General features: G+C 59.2%; 14 protein-coding genes and 1 pseudogene. 8 read left to right on the top strand and 7 right to left on the bottom strand.

The features are described from left to right. Positions 1–200 precede the first annotated feature (200 nt). Positions 201–956 (bottom strand): precorrin-2 C(20)-methyltransferase, encoded by a 756-nt coding sequence (locus ACVWYY_RS00995; protein ID WP_414350039.1) that lies wholly within the window; start codon positions 954–956, stop codon positions 201–203. 12 nt (positions 957–968) lie between these two features. Continuing rightward, positions 969–1,382 (bottom strand): STAS domain-containing protein, encoded by a 414-nt coding sequence (locus ACVWYY_RS00990; protein WP_011433770.1) that lies wholly within the window; start codon positions 1,380–1,382, stop codon positions 969–971. A 296-nt stretch (positions 1,383–1,678) separates the two neighbouring features. Between ACVWYY_RS00990 and ACVWYY_RS00985 the strand changes: the two genes are divergently transcribed. Next, positions 1,679–6,514: a translocation/assembly module TamB domain-containing protein gene (locus tag ACVWYY_RS00985; protein WP_457403331.1), complete on the top strand. Its 4,836-nt coding sequence runs from the start codon at positions 1,679–1,681 to the stop codon at positions 6,512–6,514. 94 nt (positions 6,515–6,608) lie between these two features. Here ACVWYY_RS00985 and ACVWYY_RS00980 read toward each other — a convergent pair. Then, a pseudogene (locus ACVWYY_RS00980) lies at positions 6,609–6,854 on the bottom strand (Mo-dependent nitrogenase C-terminal domain-containing protein); the annotation flags it as partial. 721 nt (positions 6,855–7,575) lie between these two features. Between ACVWYY_RS00980 and bchB the strand changes: the two are divergent. The 4 genes from bchB to coaD all read left to right on the top strand — a co-directional run bounded on the left by bchB (position 7,576) and on the right by coaD (position 11,071). Then, entirely contained in the window at positions 7,576–9,108 is a 1,533-nt protein-coding gene (bchB, locus tag ACVWYY_RS00975) for a ferredoxin:protochlorophyllide reductase (ATP-dependent) subunit B (protein ID WP_457403330.1), read from the top strand. A 56-nt stretch (positions 9,109–9,164) separates the two neighbouring features. After that, the gene (galE, locus tag ACVWYY_RS00970; RefSeq protein ID WP_457403370.1) at positions 9,165–10,169 is read left to right on the top strand and encodes a UDP-glucose 4-epimerase GalE; all 1,005 of its coding nucleotides are present in this window, start codon (positions 9,165–9,167) and stop codon (positions 10,167–10,169) included. Between the two features lie 66 nt (positions 10,170–10,235). Next, positions 10,236–10,571, top strand: a complete 336-nt coding sequence (gene cutA / locus ACVWYY_RS00965) for a divalent-cation tolerance protein CutA (RefSeq protein WP_457403328.1) — start codon at positions 10,236–10,238, stop codon at positions 10,569–10,571. A gap of 20 nt (positions 10,572–10,591) precedes the next feature. Continuing rightward, positions 10,592–11,071, top strand: coding sequence for a pantetheine-phosphate adenylyltransferase (gene coaD / locus ACVWYY_RS00960; RefSeq protein ID WP_011433776.1), 480 nt, complete (start codon positions 10,592–10,594; stop codon positions 11,069–11,071). Positions 11,072–11,100: 29 nt separating this feature from the next. Here the strand turns inward: coaD and ACVWYY_RS00955 are convergent, their stop codons facing one another. After that, the gene (locus tag ACVWYY_RS00955; protein ID WP_457403326.1) at positions 11,101–11,460 is read right to left on the bottom strand and encodes a pentapeptide repeat-containing protein; all 360 of its coding nucleotides are present in this window, start codon (positions 11,458–11,460) and stop codon (positions 11,101–11,103) included. Between the two features lie 487 nt (positions 11,461–11,947). Here ACVWYY_RS00955 and ACVWYY_RS00950 point away from each other — a divergent pair, with 487 nt between their 5' ends. Next, positions 11,948–13,060: an ATP-dependent 6-phosphofructokinase gene (locus tag ACVWYY_RS00950; RefSeq protein WP_414344504.1), complete on the top strand. Its 1,113-nt coding sequence runs from the start codon at positions 11,948–11,950 to the stop codon at positions 13,058–13,060. Here the strand turns inward: ACVWYY_RS00950 and ACVWYY_RS00945 are convergent. Continuing rightward, positions 13,012–13,407: an AtzH-like domain-containing protein gene (locus ACVWYY_RS00945; RefSeq protein ID WP_457403325.1), complete on the bottom strand. Its 396-nt coding sequence runs from the start codon at positions 13,405–13,407 to the stop codon at positions 13,012–13,014. The genes ACVWYY_RS00950 and ACVWYY_RS00945 overlap by 49 nt on opposite strands. Positions 13,408–13,848: 441 nt before the next feature. Further along, positions 13,849–14,868, bottom strand: coding sequence for an FHA domain-containing protein (locus ACVWYY_RS00940; RefSeq protein ID WP_457403323.1), 1,020 nt, complete (start codon positions 14,866–14,868; stop codon positions 13,849–13,851). Between the two features lie 184 nt (positions 14,869–15,052). Here ACVWYY_RS00940 and ACVWYY_RS00935 point away from each other — a divergent pair, with 184 nt between their 5' ends. Together ACVWYY_RS00935 and ACVWYY_RS00930 are read left to right on the top strand one after the other, a co-directional pair. Next, positions 15,053–15,538, top strand: coding sequence for a CGLD27 family protein (locus ACVWYY_RS00935; RefSeq protein ID WP_457403322.1), 486 nt, complete (start codon positions 15,053–15,055; stop codon positions 15,536–15,538). Positions 15,539–15,571: 33 nt separating this feature from the next. Further along, positions 15,572–16,504, top strand: a complete 933-nt coding sequence (locus ACVWYY_RS00930; RefSeq protein WP_457403321.1) for a bifunctional riboflavin kinase/FAD synthetase — start codon at positions 15,572–15,574, stop codon at positions 16,502–16,504. A gap of 6 nt (positions 16,505–16,510) precedes the next feature. Here the strand turns inward: ACVWYY_RS00930 and ACVWYY_RS00925 are convergent, their stop codons facing one another. Further along, positions 16,511–16,969: a molybdenum cofactor biosynthesis protein MoaE gene (locus ACVWYY_RS00925; RefSeq protein ID WP_457403320.1), complete on the bottom strand. Its 459-nt coding sequence runs from the start codon at positions 16,967–16,969 to the stop codon at positions 16,511–16,513. Between the last annotated feature and the right edge of the window lie 81 nt (positions 16,970–17,050).

The raw sequence follows: 17,050 nt of genomic DNA, 5'->3' as shown, positions 1-17,050 counted from the left end.
GGTTCAGGTCAATGAGGGATCCCAGCATTCTGGATTCGGATTCCTCAGCCTCTTTCCGTCACAGGACACCTGATTTTTTGGGGAAACAAGCCGGCTCGGTACGGGACTTAAGCTCAATGGAAACACACGCAAAAAAATACCGACCAACCCCTGCTTCGGGCTTAATCGCCGGAAGGAACTCATTCCCTATCCTAGAAAACTCATTCCAGCTGTAGCTCGTTTTCCAGGTTAAGAGAATCTTGATTTCGGGGCCGAGAACGCAGGATCAGCAGGGAAAAGTAGGGGGGCCGGTAGTCGGCCAGTCCTTCCAGGGTGGGGAAGAGGGTTTGCTGAGGCCAGCCGGCCCAGACCACCAAGCTGGCTTGTTGCAGCCAACCTCTTTCGGCCAGCCACTGCCAAACCTGAGGGTAGACAGAGGCCACTTTCATGAGGACGACTACCTCAGCCCAGGCACAAGCCTGCTCCAGTTCCGAGAGGGCAAACAGAGCCGGTAAAATCGCCAATTTCTCGGAGCCGAGCACCAAGGGGGATCCCAGGGCAGCAGCAGCGGCTAAGGGAGAGCACACCCCCGGTATGGCCTGGATGGGCAAGGCGGGGATCCGCTGCCGCAGGGCTTGGGCCACGTAGGCGAAGGTGCTGTAGAGGCCCACGTCTCCCTCACAGATGAAGGCGACATCTTCTCCCCTTTCTAGGAGTGGGGCTAGTTGCTGGGCAGCCACTCGCCAGGCAGCTTGCAGGACTTCCGGCTGGGTGACAAAGGGCAGGCGAAGCGGCAAGAGGGTTTGTTCCGGTCGCAGCCAAGGGCGCACAATTTGGTAGGCCAAGCCCGGCTGGCCGGCAGCATTTTGGGGACAGGCCACCCAGTTGACCGTGCTGAGGATGCGGGCTGCTTTGACCGTGATCCAGTCGGGATCCCCTGCTCCAGCACTGATCCCCCAAAAGGTTCCCAGACCCATACTTATTACGTATCAGGCGGTCTCTGTACTGCCCGTACTTCCTTCCTTCAGGCGATCCAAGGCTTCCTGCAAGGAGTTGCGCAAAGACAGGAACTTCTCCAGGCGCACCAGCTTCACCGTTTGGGTGATGCGGGGATTGCTCACCACCTGAAAGATACCTGCGCGGCCCTGCACCAGCTTGGCCAATTGCACCAGGGCGCCGACGCCAGAGCTATCGATGAAGTCGATCCCTGTCAAATCCAAGATGAGGTTAGGGGATCCCTCTTCCAGGTATTTGGTGACCACCTTAACAAAGACCGGCTCGGAAAAGGCATCCAGAAGGCCAGTCAGGTGAAAGACCTGGCAGTTTTCCAGCGCCTCGCGGCTGCCGCGCAAGCTGACCGTCAGAGATAGGGGTTCCGGAATGGCTCTTCTCCTTTCAACCATCTCGACAGAAGGGAACACCTGAGAGAGGCCCCAGGGTGGGTTCAATCTCGGGTGTGGAGATAGCTTAGCATCCCCGTTCTCCGCGGGAGACGGTATTTTTCCGCGGGGTCTTCGGGGGAATTACGCCTGGGAGCAGGGATCTCTTCTTTCTGTTCCCTCGTGGCAAGCCAGGAGTCCTTGGGTAGGATGGGGGCAACTGTGCCGGCAAGGTCGGCCCGCAGTGCACGAACGGCTTTTGGGAGCCTGTCAGGTTTTTAAGGGGTAGGCGGTTGGGAGAGGATCACCAAGATCCAAAGATGCAGCAGCAACGATTCAACCTTTCCCCCATCACTCTAGCTGGGGTGGGTTTGGGCTTGACGGCTGCCGCCTTTGGTGCCGCCTGGGGAACAGGGATCTACCTTCAAGATCACGTGCTGCCGCAGGTGGAAGCAACCCTCTCGCAAGCGATGCGCCGGCGCGTGGAATTGGGGGAGGTGAGGTTTCTGGCCCCCTGGCAGGTGAGCTTGGGAGAAAGCCGCGTTGAACATCTGGCCAGTATCGGCTCCATCGACCTCAGCCCTGATTTCTGGACTTGGCTGCAGACGGGTCAGTGGGTGCTGAATGTTACCCTAAACCAGCCGCAACTGCTGCTGATGGAAACGCTGGATCGCGGCTGGGCGGATGTGCAGTTTCAACTGCCCGAAGGGGAGGGATCCCTGCCCTTGCATGGGCTGAACATCCGTTTGCGCCAGGGATCCCTGACGGCCATCCCTTTGGTGGGGGAGCGACGCCAGTTTGATCGGCTGCAGGGCCAGGTGCAGGTGTGGCTGACTCACAATGCCCCGCCAGGAGAGGAGGATCTTTTCGGGGGGCGGGCCAGTTTCCAGGCGACGGCACGGTTGCTCCCTCGGGAGGGGGAGGGGGGGTACCCCCTGCAGCTCAGGGGGGTGGCGGATTTTGCCCAGGCTTCCGGTTCGGTGACGCTTTCTGCAGCTCGTCTGCCTTTGGATCTCTTGCCCAGTGTGGTGCCGGCGGCCCCTTTTGCGGAGGTGCAGGGGGAAACTGGCTTGGATCTCCAGGTGCTCTGGCGGCGGGATCAACCGCTGGAGTTGACGGGGCAGGCCCAGGTTCAACAGGCTCGGCTGGATCTGGAGAGGTTGCCCCATCCTTTTGAAGAGGTGAAGGGCTCCGTTCGCTTTACCTTGCAGGGGTTGGAGCTGGAGGGGGTGAGCGGTCGCTTTGGTCAGCTTTCCTTTGCCGAGCTAAAAGGCCCGGTGGTCTGGGAGCAAGGACAGGGGTTTGGTTTGCAGGCGGAACTGGTGCCGGCCAGTCTTCAACAGATCCAAGAGACGTTTGACGTGACTGGCCTGCCGGTGGCGGTGGAGGGGGTGGTAGGGGGATCCGTAGCGGTCACTGGAGCCTTGGATCAGCCGCAGATCCGGGGACAGTTGCGGGGGCTTTCGCCGGGGCAGGTGGATCGCCTGCCGGTGTCGGAGTATGCCTTTGGCTTCCGCTTTGCGGATCAAACCTTGGCCTTGGAAGCAATTGACCTCAAGACTGCAGGGGGTCGCATCCAAGGCTCCGGCCAGCTGCAATGGGCTGCCGGCTTGGCAGGCCAGTTCGATCTTCAAGTCAGCGGAGCCGACGTGGAGCAGGTGCTGGCCCTTTACGGCCTCAACCTGCCCCGCCGGGGCGCTCTTCCTTGGGTGGGGCCGGTTTCCGCTCAAGTGCAGGTGGCGCTGACGGGATCCCAACCTCAGGTAGAGGCCACCTGGGCAACCCAAGGGGGAGAGATTGCCGGAAGAGGGCAGCTGCAGGTTTTGCCGGAGGGTCGGGACTGGGTGGTGCAGGTGCCGCAGGCGGTGCTGGACGTGGGCGGAGGCCGGGTGGCGGTGGCGGGGCGGTGGGCGGGGGGACAGCTCCAGACGCAGTTGGCTCCTCAGGAGGTGCCGCTGGCCTTTTTCAACCCCCAATGGCCGGGATCCCTCTCTGGCGAGCTGACGGCGCAGCTGGACAGGGCGGCGGCAGCAGAAGTGGGCTTCCTGGGGGCGTTGCGGGCGCAAGGGTCGCTGGCTTTGTTGCAGCCTTTGGGAGCGAGGGGACGGCAGTGGGTTGAGGGCATCCGCGGCCAGGTGACTTGGGAGGGATCCGGACTGCATATCCAGGAGGCGGAGGTGTTGGCAGGTGGCACTCGCCTGGCCAGGGTCGAAGGGCAGATCCCCTTGGATCCCCAGACGCTGCAGGTGGGATCCCTGGATCTGAGCTTTACCACCGACGGGATTACGCTGGCAGAAGTACCCGGCCTGCCGCCGCTGGTGAAAGGAGTGCTGCAGGGATCCGGCCAGATCCGCGGACCTCTGGACACCTTGCAGGTGACTGGCAAGGTGCAGTTGCGGGGCTTGCAGGTGGGAGATGTGGCCTTTGAAGACTTGGCCGGGCCCTTTCAGGGGTCTGTTCAGGGGACGGAAGTGGATCTGCGGGGGAAGCGGGATCGACTGGCGCTGCAGTTGGATCCCCAGTTTCAGCCTTTGCAGTTTCAGGTGCAGCGGGGCGAGGCGGAAATTCGCGGCCAACGCCGGCAAGAGGAGCTCCAGGTGGCAGTGAACCAGTTGCCTCTGGCTTTGCTGGGGGGGGTGGCTGCCGGGCCGTGGGCCAGTCTGCAGGGAACCCTCGAGGGGGAGGTGGCAGTTGACCTGGCAAGCGGCGCCGCCCAAGGACGGGCTGCGGTGGCGGATCTGCAGTTGGGAGGGATCGAAGTACGGGGCTTTTCGGTGGATTTCGACTACCACGCTGGTAATGGTTCTCCTCGCCTAGAGATCGCCCAAGCTCAACTGGATTTGTTTGAGAGCACCTACACCGCTAGCGGCACCCTGGAGCTGCCGGCGGATCCCCTCCAGGGCGGTTTGGAGTCTACTCCAGAGGTTTCCGTTCCTCAAATTAACCTAGAGATCAGCACCCGCCAGGGCCGCCTGGAAGACATCGTCTCTGCCTTTAAGTGGCGGCAGTGGCAAGACATCACCACTCGCGGCTTCCGGCGGCCCCCCTTGGGCCCTGCCTCGGCGTTAAAGACCGACCCGGTCGGTTTGCCCAACCATCCTCTCCTGGAGCAGCTGGAGTACTATGCCCAGATCTTGGCCGTCCACCTGGAGACCTTGGCCAGCCGCATGGATCCGCTGTTCGCGTCAGCGGTGCGGAGCACTTTCCCGCCGCCCACAAGTCTGCGAGGGGAATTCCAAGCCAGCGTTAGCCTGGTCGGCAGCCTCAACCGGCCTAGCGTCAGCTTTTACCTTGAGGGCCAGAATTGGCAGGCAGAGGAGTTTGGCATCGAAAGCCTTACTGCCAGGGGCAGCCTGGCTGGAGATGCAGTGGTGTTGGAGCCGCTGCGGTTGCGCAGTGGCGAACGTCAAGCCCTTTTTGTGGGCAAGCTGGGCCTAGAGGAACAGTCGGGATCCTTGCAAATCCAAGGATTGCCTCTGGCTTTGCTGGACCGCTTCCTGCCAGAGGAGCTGGAGCTGCAGGGGGATCTCAACCTGGACGTGGAGCTGGCCGGCAACCTGCGGGATCCCCATGCCCGCGGATCCCTGACAGTGGTCAACGCCCAGATCAACCAGGTGCCGCTGCGGGAGGTGGGAGGACAATTTGACTACCAGCGGGGGCAGCTGCGCCTGGACGGCGCCCTGCTGGCCAATGGTGACGAACCCATTCGCCTCTTTGGCCTAGTGCCCTACACCCTGCCCTTTGCCGAGGTGCGGGCCGAATCCGACCAGATCGACCTCACCCTGCAAGCCAAGCATGGCGGTCTGCGCCTGATCAACCTCTTCACCGACCAGGTGCGCTGGGAAGGCGGCCAAAGCCAACTGGAGCTGGCCATCCGCGGCACCTTGCGAGAGCCCAGCCTGCAGGGGAACTTGAGCGTCAACTCGGGGATCCTCAAGCTGGCAGCCCTGCCGGAGCCCATTACCGACCTCACAGGCCAGATCGCCTTTAACCTCAATCAGCTGCAAGTCCAGGAGCTGCGGGGACAGTTGGGGGGTGGATCCCTTTTGGCTGAAGGCTTTTTGCCCGTCAACTCTCGCGGTGCCCTGCAGATGGACGAAACCTCGCCACCCTTAACTCTGCAACTCCAAGGGGTCCAGCTCAACCTGCCCAACCTCTACACTGGCCATCTGGACGGCGAGGTGGCTGTCAGAGGGCTGCTTCTGCAACCTTTGCTCGAGGGGCGGCTGGAGGTTTCTCAAGGGATCGTGGATGTCAGCCCCCGCCGGGCAGAACCTGAGGCCGCAACAGCTGCCGCCGGCTCGACTTCGCCGGATCCCTTCTGGCAGCCGCGGCTCAACGGACTGGAGCTGGTCTTGGGGCCAGGGATCCGCGTGCAGCGTCCCAATCTGTTTGAATTCAATGCTGCCGGCACCTTGCGCCTGTTTGGCACTCCCCAGGATCTGCGCCCAGCGGGCACCATTGCCCTAGAGCGAGGCCGCGTCAACCTGCCCCTTGCCAACTTTCGCCTGGATCGCTCCCGCTCCAATACCGCCACTTTTGACCTAGACAACCCCTTCGATCCCTTCCTGAACCTGCGCTTGATGACCCAGGCCATCGAGGTCTATCGCTTTCCCCAAGAGCTCTCCCCCTTCGACACCAACCGCAACCTGCCGGGATCCCAGCAGAGCATCGAGATTTTCGCCACGGTCAACGGGCGGGCCAGCCAGCTGGCTGAGGCGGATCCCCGCAACGGGGTTCTGGCCCTTTCCAGCAGCCCCAGCCGCTCCCCCGAAGAGATCGTCGCCCTCCTGGGAGGCACAGCTCTGGCCCGCCTCAACCCCGAAGCGGGAGTGGCCGGCCTGGCCGGAACTGCCTTGCTCAACGATGTGCTGGACACGCTGCGGGACACCCTGGGCCTAGACGAGGTGCGCATTAGCCCCGTCCCCCAGGTCGATACCCGCGCTGCCAACCGCTCCTCGATAGGGCTAGCGCTGGAGGTGGCCCGCGATCTGGGGCCAGCCACTTCCATCTCGGTGCAGCGGAACTTGACGGATCCCTTCCAGCCCACCCGCTACAGCGCCCGCTACCGCTTCAACGAGCAAACCCTCACCCGCGCCAGTACCGATTTTGAGGGCAACAATGTCATTTCCATCGAGTTTGAGACCCGCTTCTAATGGGATCCGCTCCGGAGTTTGGCAGCAGGCTTTGGATGGCCAGGGATCCCTTGAAAAAAGATAGATAAAGATAGATTTAGTGGAAAAAGCTGCCTTACAGGTAACGGCTAATGTCTTCTCCTCGCTCCGCCAAAAACGACAAGGCCCGGAAGCGCAGCCCTGCCACCTGGTCGTAGAGGGGGTTGAGCTTACACATGGGCGGAATGTGCATCACCTTATGGCCAAACAGCACCACATCTCGCTCAAAGGGGCAGCGGGCCGGGATCCACTGGCAAAGGAAATGGGCCAAGCGTGGATCGCGGATGCTAAAGTTATCGATAGCCGATTGAATGGGACGCAACGGAGCCTGCAACCAGTCGCGCAGGCGACCCGTGGACTTGAAAAGCACAGAAGTCATGGAACCAGGCAGCTCCTGAGGAGCTTTGCGAGCACGTTGCCAAGAAATCGTTGTGGAACCCATAAGCTTTCACCTCACACCTTTACCTTTGAAGAAGGAGCAAACTTTGATCGATTACGGCGCATGAAATCGTCAATAATCGACAATTCTTATGCTTTGTGTCGAGTTTGTATTGAGGGAAACATCAGCCATCTCTCTTCCCTCTGTTAGTCTGCCTTCCTCAACAGAAAGCTTGCTTCTGTAAACAAGAATCTCTGCTCAATGTTGTAGAGCTACATGTTTTGTCTCCAAAAGTTAATATGTAACGAAAAATACAAAAACTCCTCTGCTCTTGTCCACCAGCCGATTCCCTGTCAGGATCCCTGAAGTTCCTCAGCTTGGGCTCTGGAGCCAGATGGGTATCCATCGCTCCTATTTCTAGGATGGAACAAGCCCTTTGGGCGGAGTAGAGGGATCCCCGTAATCACACTTGCCTTGGCAGGGTTGTTTTTCTTTTGATCGAGTTTGGCTTGGGAGCGTCTCGGTTGGGAGTTACGGAGGATAACAGCCAAGGGATGCCGGCTGCTGAGCGTTCTACAATGCCAGGAGAGATTCCCAGCGGGTGCACATCCGGCGGTGGGTTGGGATCCTTGATTTTGTCTCTGGCTTTCTTGAGAGGCTGCCCATGAAATTGGCCTATTGGATGTACGCTGGCCCTGCCCATATCGGCACGCTGCGGGTGGCCAGCTCCTTCAAAAACGTTCACAGCATCATGCACGCTCCTCTGGGAGACGACTATTTCAACGTGATGCGTTCCATGTTGGAGCGAGAGCGGGATTTTACTCCGGTAACCACCAGCGTCGTTGACCGGCAGGTGTTGGCGCGGGGATCCGACGAAAAGGTGATTCGCAACATCGTCCGCAAAGACGGCGAGGAGCAGCCGGATCTGATCGTCGTCACCCCCACCTGCACCTCTAGCATTTTGCAGGAAGATCTGCATCACTTTGTCCGGCAGGCCCAGTTGGCCAGTCGCTGCGATGTGGTGCTGGCAGATGTCAACCACTACCGGGTTAACGAATTGCAGGCAGCGGATCGCACCCTGCAGCAGATTGTGGAGTTCTATATCACCAAAGCTCGCAAAAGCGGGGAGTTAGACGGCCTGCCCCAAAAGACGGAGCGGCCTTCCTGTAACATCCTTGGCATTTCCACCCTAGGGTTTCACAATGCCCATGATCTGCGGGAGCTGAAGGTGCTGCTGCGGGATCTGGGGATCCAGCTCAACCTGGTGATCCCGCAAGGGGCCAGTGTCCACGATCTCAAACACCTGGGGCGGGCTTGGTTTAATGTGGTGCCCTACCGGGAGCTGGGGCCGATGACAGCTCGCTATCTGCAGCAGGAATTCGGCATGCCTTACATTGAGATCACCCCGATGGGGGTGGTGGAAACGGCTCGCTTCATCCGCCAGATCCAGCAGACCCTAAACGAGCAAGGGATCCCTGTCGATTATGAAGCCTACATCCAGGAGCAAACGCTTCACATTTCCCAAGCGGCCTGGTTTTCCCGCTCCATCGACTGCCAAAACCTAACCGGCAAAAAAGCGGTGGTCTTCGGGGATTCCACCCACGCGGCGGCCATCACCAAAATCCTGGCCCGCGAGATGGGGATCCACGTGGTGTGGGCGGGCAGCTATTGCATCTACGATGGGGAGTGGTTCCAGGCAGAGGTGGGGGAATATTGCGATCAGGTCTTGATGACAGAGGACCACACCCGCGTGGCGGATGCGATTGCCCAGGCGGAACCTGCTGCGATTTTCGGCACCCAGATGGAGCGGCATGTGGGCAAACAGCTGCGGATCCCTTGTGGGGTCATCTCGGCCCCCATCCACGTGCAGGATTTCCCTATCGGCTACCGGCCCTTTTTGGGCTACGAGGGCGCCAACCAAATTGTGGACTTGATCTACAACTCCTTTACCCTGGGCATGGAAGATCACCTGTTGGAGATCTTCGGTGGCCACGACACCAAGGAGGTGATTCACAAGAGCCTGAGCGCCGATTCCGACCTCATCTGGACGCGGGAAGCCCAGGCGGAGCTGAACAAGGTGCCCGGCTTTGTGCGCGGCAAGGTTAAACGCAACACCGAAAAATTTGCCCGCGAACGAGGCTTGACCGAGATCGGTGTGGAGGTCATGTACGCCGCCAAAGAAGCTTTTGGAGCTTGAAGGGATCCCGTTGACAACCTTTACCCTGGGTGGGATCTTCCATCTGACGTTTGCCTATGCGTCTCCTGGTTACCGGCGGGGCGGGCTACATCGGCAGCCACACCTGCAAAGCTCTGGCGGCCTCTGGCCATCTGCCCATCACTTACGACAACTTGGTTTACGGGCACCCCTGGGCAGTTCGCTGGGGGCCGTTGGAGATTGGGGATCTCGCCGACCGGAAGCGGCTTGACCAAGTCATCCAGCACTATCGCCCAGAAGGGGTGATTCACTTTGCTGCCTATGCCTATGTGGGCGAGTCGGTCAAGGATCCCGGCAAATACTACCGCAACAACGTGGCCGGATCCCTGAACTTGCTGGAGGCCATGCGAGATCACGGGATCCCTTACATAGTGTTCTCCAGCACCTGTGCCACTTATGGGGTGCCAGAGCGGATTCCCATTCCCGAAAGTCATCCGCAACGTCCCATCAACCCCTACGGCCAGAGCAAGCTAATGGTGGAGCAGATCTTGCAAGATTTCCAGGTTGCCCACGGGATCCGATCCATTAGCCTGCGCTACTTCAATGCCGCCGGAGCCGATCCCGATGGTGAAATTGGGGAGGCCCATGACCCGGAAACCCACCTGATCCCCTTGGTGTTGGAGGTCGCCGGAGGCCAACGTCCCCACATCACGGTTTTTGGAGAGGACTACGATACCCCCGATGGCACCTGTATCCGCGACTACATTCACGTCACCGACCTGGCTCAAGCCCACGTGTTGGCGGTAGAAGCGCTGGCCTCTGGCCGGCCCATACAACCAGCCTACAACCTGGGCAATGGCCAAGGCTTTTCCGTCAAAGAGGTCATTGCCACCGCAGCAGCCGTGACCGGAAAGCGGATCCCGGTGCAAATGGGAGCGCGCCGCCCTGGGGATCCCCCGCGCTTGGTGGGCGATGCCGGCGCCATCCTTCGCGATCTCAACTGGAAACCTCTCTACACCGACCTGGCCGAGATCATTCAAACTGCCTGGCGCTGGCACCAGAAGCGACCCTACTTTGGGAAAGCCAAGCCCTCGGTGAGCTAGGAACGCCTAGCCCGGCGGGCGATAGGATAGGGAGAAACCGCCCGGCTAACAACTTCCCCGCCCCGCATGGACGACAAGATCACACCCGATACCCTCGCGGTTGTCATGACCACGGTGGGATCCGAAACCGAGGCCCATCGCTTGGCTCATACCTTGGTGGCCGAACGTTATGTGGCCTGTGCCCAGGTCTTGCCCGGGATCACGTCCTACTATCGCTGGCAGGGATCCCTGCAGACCGATGCCGAGTTCCTCATCCTGCTCAAATTGCCCGCAACTGCCTATCCCCGCCTGGAACAACGGCTGCGAGAGCTGCACCCCTACGCTGAGCCCGAGATCCTGGCCCTGACGGCCAACTTGGTGAGCACAACCTATTTGGCGTGGGCCCGCGACCAGGTAGGCTAGGGAATAGTGCACAGTTGGCCATGATCGCCCTCTACCCCGGCAGCTTCGACCCGATTACCCTTGGGCATCTCGATGTTATCGAGCGAGCCAGTCGTCTCTTTTCTAAGGTGATTGTCGCCGTCTTGAAAAACCCCAACAAAACCCCTCTGTTCAGCCCAGAGCAGCGGCAAGCCCAGATTAGCCTGTCCACGGCCCATCTCAAAAATGTTGAGGTTGATACGTTTTCAGGTCTGACGGTGGCCTACGCCCGTCAACGGGGGGCAAAGGTGATCGTGCGCGGCTTGCGAGTCTTGTCGGACTTCGATGTGGAGCTGCAAATGGCCCACACCAACAAGCTGCTGGCTCCCGAACTGGAAACCTTGTTCCTTGCCACCGCCAGCGAGCACAGTTTTGTCAGCAGCAGCCTGGTGAAGGAGGTCGCCAAGCTGGGCGGCCCCATCGATCATCTAGTGCCCGCTCCGGTGATTCGAGATTTGCGGGAGCGCTTTCCCTTGGCCTGAGGGCTCAGGGATCCCCTCTCCTTCCCCAATCAAAATTCAAAGGGCTGCATCCCTGCCGTCACCGGATCAAACCCCACCGGGAAGCAGGTGCTGTGATTGTAGAGGGATCCCCTCAAATTGGCCCCTTCCAAGCAGGCTCCCTCAAGGTCGGCATAGCGCAGGTCGGCACAGCGCAGGTCGGCCTTTGCCAGATTGCTGCCCCGCAGGTTGGCGTAGCGCAGGTTGGCCCCATGCAAATCGGATCCCTTGAGATTGGCCCCTCGCAGATCGGCCCCCCTCAAGAAGGCATACTCCAAGCAGGACTGGGGAAAATGGCGCTCTCCCCGCTGGTAGCGGCTGAGCAACTCTGAGGCCCCTTGTAGAGCACACTGGGCAATGGTTTGAGTCATGGTACTGCTCCCAAATCAGACTGGATGCCTTATTTCTATCCTCATCCCTATCATCGGGTTGGCCGGGTTTTGATCATCCCTGCTTAACAAATGATTTCAGTTTTTGAGTGGATTGTTGCCCCCAAGTTTTTTTGGAAAGATCTATCCTCAGAGATATAGAAGTCTTTCCTAATCGGCAGCTTGTGCGGCAATGTTTCTTAATTCTTTTTGTGAAGAATACTTAACGGCTGGACTTGATCGCCAACCCCAAACCCCACCGGGAACGCAAGCTGACCTGATCTTGCTGGGCTGTATGGATCCCTCAATTTCTTCTTTTTCAGCACTCCCCCAACCAGAAGGTGTTTCTCCAGATCTGATTGAACCAAGATAATTGGGATAATGATCGACTGGATCACATCCGTAGTTTGCGATTGAGTAGGGATTCTCTGCAAGCGATATAGACCCTTATCTCTGTTCAGGATGTTCACCTTTCTTTAACTAGAGCTCTATGCCCAAACGTAAGCGAATCGGGATCCTCACCAGTGGCGGCGATTGTGGCGGCCTCAACGCTGTGATTCGAGCAGTGGTGCGGCGGGCCCGCGACTACGATATGGAAGTTTATGGCATCAAAGATGCGACGGCAGGACTGATGGCTCGACCGGTGGAGGCGGAGCTGCTGGATGTGAAGCGGGTTTCCGGCATTTTGCGCTACGGCGGCACCATCTTGGGCACCGTGAACAAAGGCAACCCCTTCGCCTACCCTATGCCCGATGGCAGCTTGGTGGATCGCTCGGCAGAGGTGATCACCGGCTACCACCGGCTTGGGTTGGATGCGCTGATCGGGGTGGGGGGGGATGGCAGCTTGGCCATTCTCCGGCAACTGGCCCTGCAGGGGGATTGGAACTTTGTCGGGATCCCCAAGACCATCGACAACGATGTCGGTGCCACCGAGTATTCGGTGGGGTTCAACACAGCTCTGAGCGTGGCTGTGGAAGCTCTAGATCAGCTCACCTACACGGCCATCAGCCACAGCCGAGTCATGGTCATGGAAGTCATGGGGCGGGATGCCGGTCACATTGCCATCAGCGCTGGCATTGCCGGGGGGGCGCATGTGATTTTGATCCCGGAAATTCCCTACAAGCTGGAGAATGTCTGCAAAAGAATCCGCGACCGCAAAGAGCGGGGCAATAACTTCAGCATCGTGGTGGTGGCAGAGGCAGTTCGCACCGAGTCGGGGGAGCCGGTGACCTACACCAACAGCCTGGGGCAGTCTCTCTACGGCGGCATTGGCCATTACATCGGCAATGAGATCGCCCTGCGCACCGGCATCGAAACCCGGGTTATGGTTTTGGGCCACCTGCAGCGGGGAGGTACGCCTTCTCCTCTGGATCGCCTGCTGGGAGCAGCCTTTGGGGTGGCTGCTGTGGACTTGATCGCCCAAGGCAAATACGACCGCATGGTGGCCTGGCAAAATCGGCGGGTGGTGGATGTACCCCTGGCAGAGGCCATCTCCCAGTATCGGCGGGTGGAGGTGGACGGGGCTTTGATCGCCACAGCCATTGGCTTGAATACCTATGTGGGCGAGGTGGATCCGCAGCTTTTGCGCAGCATTTCCCCCTGATCTTCCGGCAAAAAGGACACGTGGGCAGAGACAATCTTCCAGCCGATATCGGGGAACCTGTACCCCATCTGGCTTTGGCGGCCCAAGCGAGGGATCCCGTTCACCGGACGGCGAAACTCTAAGGTGACCGAGCCGCAATCCGCCCCAAAGGTGACTACCTGCAAACGCAGCATCTCGCGGGCCAAATTCGTGGGAGGACGCCGTTGGCGAAAAGCCTTGATCTCGTCTCCCCCGTAGAGATTTTCCCCCACACCAAAGCGCACCACCTGGGGGCCATCCCAAAACAGGCGGTTCAGGGTGGGCACATCATTGCTCGTCAGGGCAGCTTCGTACTGATGGTAGAGCATGCCTCTAACCCCCAAAACCCTGAACTTTGCTGAATTTACTGAGCTTTAGGCGGTTTGGCAAAAGTCATTGAGAGGGATATAGTAGACCAAGTTTCCCCCTGATCCTTGAGTCCACCGCAACGGTTGCCGGGAAGTGAAGGGGGAAAGCGCTCGGGGGGTATTCCTCAGGGCTTTGCGGGATACCGCCTTCCTGTTTGGACTCCGTCCCGCTGACGCGAACAGAGATAGGCAGGATGCGATCGCTTCTTTCCTGAACCATGTTCAGGAGAGTTCAGCGTGAATGTATCAGTTCGGTTAGCTCTGCCACCACCTCGGGGCGATTCACCACACTCATGGGCCGGGCTCTCGTGCAATCGAAATGGGATCCTATCGGCTCCAGGAGCAGCAGGAGGTTCTGGAAGAACAGCGGGATCCCATCGTGCGGCAAGACATCTCTAGGATCTAGGGGCTGAGAACGGCTTGCAAAGACCGCACATCGCAGTAGTACACCTGATGGCGGTGGGCATACCCCTTCAGCTCCACAGCCTGATGGGAGAAGCAGGCGGCTGCCTGCCCCAGCTGTTTGGCCAAGCAGGTATAGGTGTCCTGGCTGATCGCCAGGTCGGCGTTGAGGGTGCGGGTAGCGCTCTCGATGCGAAAGGCCAAATTCACCGTATCTCCCAGAGCCGTATATTCTTGGCGGGTGTTGTTGCCCACCTGGCGCACGATTGCCGAGCCTGTGTTGACCCCTGCCCCCAGACGAATGGGAGAAGGCAGCGGAAACTCACCGTTCAGCTGCTCGGTCATTTGAAACAGCTTCGCTATGGCCTGCAAAACCGACTTCACATCGAGGTGAATTCCCGGCGCTTCAACTCCTCCCAGGGGAGCGGTGTTGGCTTGGGGCACATGGAACCAAACGGCCATAATCGCATCGCCAATGTATTTATCGACAGTGCCCCCGTACTGCTGAATGATATCCCCACCCCGCCGGAACCAATCGCCCATCACCTGGGAAAGCAGGCGCTCGTCCAGTTGTTGAGTCAGTTGTCCGTAACCTCGCACATCCACCACCGCCACCGAGATCAGCCAGCGGGTTTGTAAAACCAGGGTGTCCGAAGGTTTGGCCGCAGGGCTGGGTTCCGAGCTGGCCAGGGATCCGCTGTGGAACTCCAGCTGGGATTGTCCAAGGGTGAGGTGATCCCCATCCTGCAGCAGGGTGGGAATGCTGACGCGGCGATTGTTGACAAACGAGCCGTTGCGGCTGCCCAGATCGATGAGATAGATGCTGTTGTTGTCGAGGTATTGCAGCAGGGCATGTTGGCGGGAAACGCTGGGATCGCTCAAGACGATGGCGTTGTCCTCATCACGGCCTAGGGTCCAAGCGGTCGCTCCCGAGAGAACGTGTTTTCTTTGGCTGCCATCCGGCTCTTTTAAGACTACATAGGGTGCGGCAGTGGCGGCAGATTCGCTCGTGACGCTCATGATGGGATAAGTTGTAGACGCGACCACACTTCAATAAATACGATACCCCGCTCCCCTTCGGTTGATCGGGAAGATGCCTGGGCTGGATTTCTAGGCTGTCTTCGTCGAGAGATGGAGGTCTGAGGATGGGCTTGGCGGGGGGCCAACCCGACCGATATCATTTTGTATAGATACGTTAAGGTCTATGCTGGATCCCTCCCATCCCATTCCCGCTGAGCAACAGCCGCTCCGGCAATATGCAGAGCTGAGGGAAGCCTTTCCTTTTTCCTGGCCTGCTTTGGGGTGGATCCCTTACTTAAAACGAATCTTTGGGGTTTGGGGAGCTGTTGTGCTGGCGGTTTCCCCGCTGGTTTGGAGCAGGTTTGCCGGAGATTGGGGCCACTTTGTCTCTGGGTCGGTGCTGGGGGCCAATGTCTTGCTCGGCCTGGTGTTGCTCCATCTCTACTTGGGATGGGCTTATGTGCGGCGGCGCTTGGTACAAGCCCAGATTCCCTATGAAGAAAGTGGCTGGTACGATGGGGCGATGTATGCCAAGTCAGAAGAGGAGCTGGCTCAGCATCGGCTGATTGTCAGGTATCAGATTGATCCTGTGTTGCAGCGCCTGCGACGGAGCTTGTGGGGCGTAGTGGGCTTGAGTGGGTTGGTGGCCCTGCTGTGGCCTCTGGGGTAGGCAGTTGGTTGGCTGTTTTTAGGATCCCGGACAGTGCACATCACTTCTGATCTGGCTCAAACCTTGCGACCCACCGCTGTGGCCATCGGGAACTTCGATGGCTTGCATCTGGGCCATCAGAGGGTGTTGCAACCGATTCGAGATTCTCTTCAGGGGGTACGTACTGTCCTCACCTTTCATCCCCATCCCCAGGAAGTCTTGACGAGGCGGCCTCAGCTGTTGCTCACTCCCCCTGCCGAAAAGCTGGATCTGTTGGCGCAAATGGGCTTTGAGCAGGTGGTACTGCTCCCCTTCACCCCTGCATTTGCCTGCCAGCCCCCCCAAGAGTTTATCCAAACGGTACTTGAACAGGGCCTGCGCGTTCGCCATCTCAGCGTCGGTTGGGATTTTTGCTTTGGTCACCGTCGCTCCGGCAACGCCCAAACGCTCCAGGCTTGGGGATCCGAGCGCTGCATTCCGGTGGAGGTGATCCCGGAGGCGAAACTGAACGGGGAACGGGTGAGCAGCTCTCGCATTCGAGCTGCCCTGGCGACCGGGGAGGTGTCCACTGCCGAAGCGCTCTTGGGTCGCCCCTATCGTCTGATGGGAGAGGTGGTGCAAGGGGATCAGCGGGGCCGACAACTGGGCTTTCCCACCGCCAACCTCCGCTTGCCTCCGGAGAAGTTTTTGCCCCGCGATGGGGTGTACAGCGTTTGGGTGGATGTGCCTGCTGCTGCGGCAGCTCTGCCTGGGGTGATGAACATCGGCCATCGGCCCACCTTTGCCGGTTTACAGCACACCGTCGAGGTGCATCTATTGGATTGGACAGGAGATCTCTACGGGCAAGAGGTGCGGGTGGCGCTACGGGGCTTTATCCGCCCAGAGCGGAGATTTCCCACGGTGGCAGATTTGATTCAGCAAATTCAGCAAGATTGCCAAACAGCCCGCCAGCAATTGGGTTTGGCTGAGCAAGTGGGTATGGTGTAGGGGGATCTATGCCGAAGAGAGCTCGCAAGCGCCAAGGCTCACCCAGGCGCTGGTGCCATCTCGCCAGTATTCTTTTTTCCAGATGGGGGCGTTGTGCTTGAGGGTGTCGATGGCAAATTGGCAGGCAGCAAACCCTTCGGCCCGATGAGGGGTGCCCACCGCCACCAAGACGCTGATCTCGCCAATGCGCAGCTTGCCGATGCGGTGGTGGATGACCACACTGTTGGCGTCTGGCCAGCGCTGCTGAATTTGTCGGGCAATATCGGCGAAGACCTTCAGAGCCATGGGCTCGTAGGCTTGGTATTCCAGGTAATCGACAGGGCAGCCATTGGTGTTGTCTCGAACAGTGCCGCTCATCACCACCACAGCTCCATTGCCCGGATGGGAGGCCTCTTGGTGGACACGGTCGATGGATAGGGGAGCCAGGGTAATCTGGAAGGAAGTCTTCAGGACGGTCAGGAGCATGACTCTAGTCAATAATAAGCTCAACTATACTGAAAATAATGTATAATATGTTCAGTACGGATTACTACCAGTTGATCTTTC

Source organism: Thermostichus sp. MS-CIW-34, assembly GCF_054060435.1.
The sequence above is the reverse complement of the archived record's forward strand: the minus strand, read 5'-3'. Positions and strand labels throughout refer to the sequence as shown.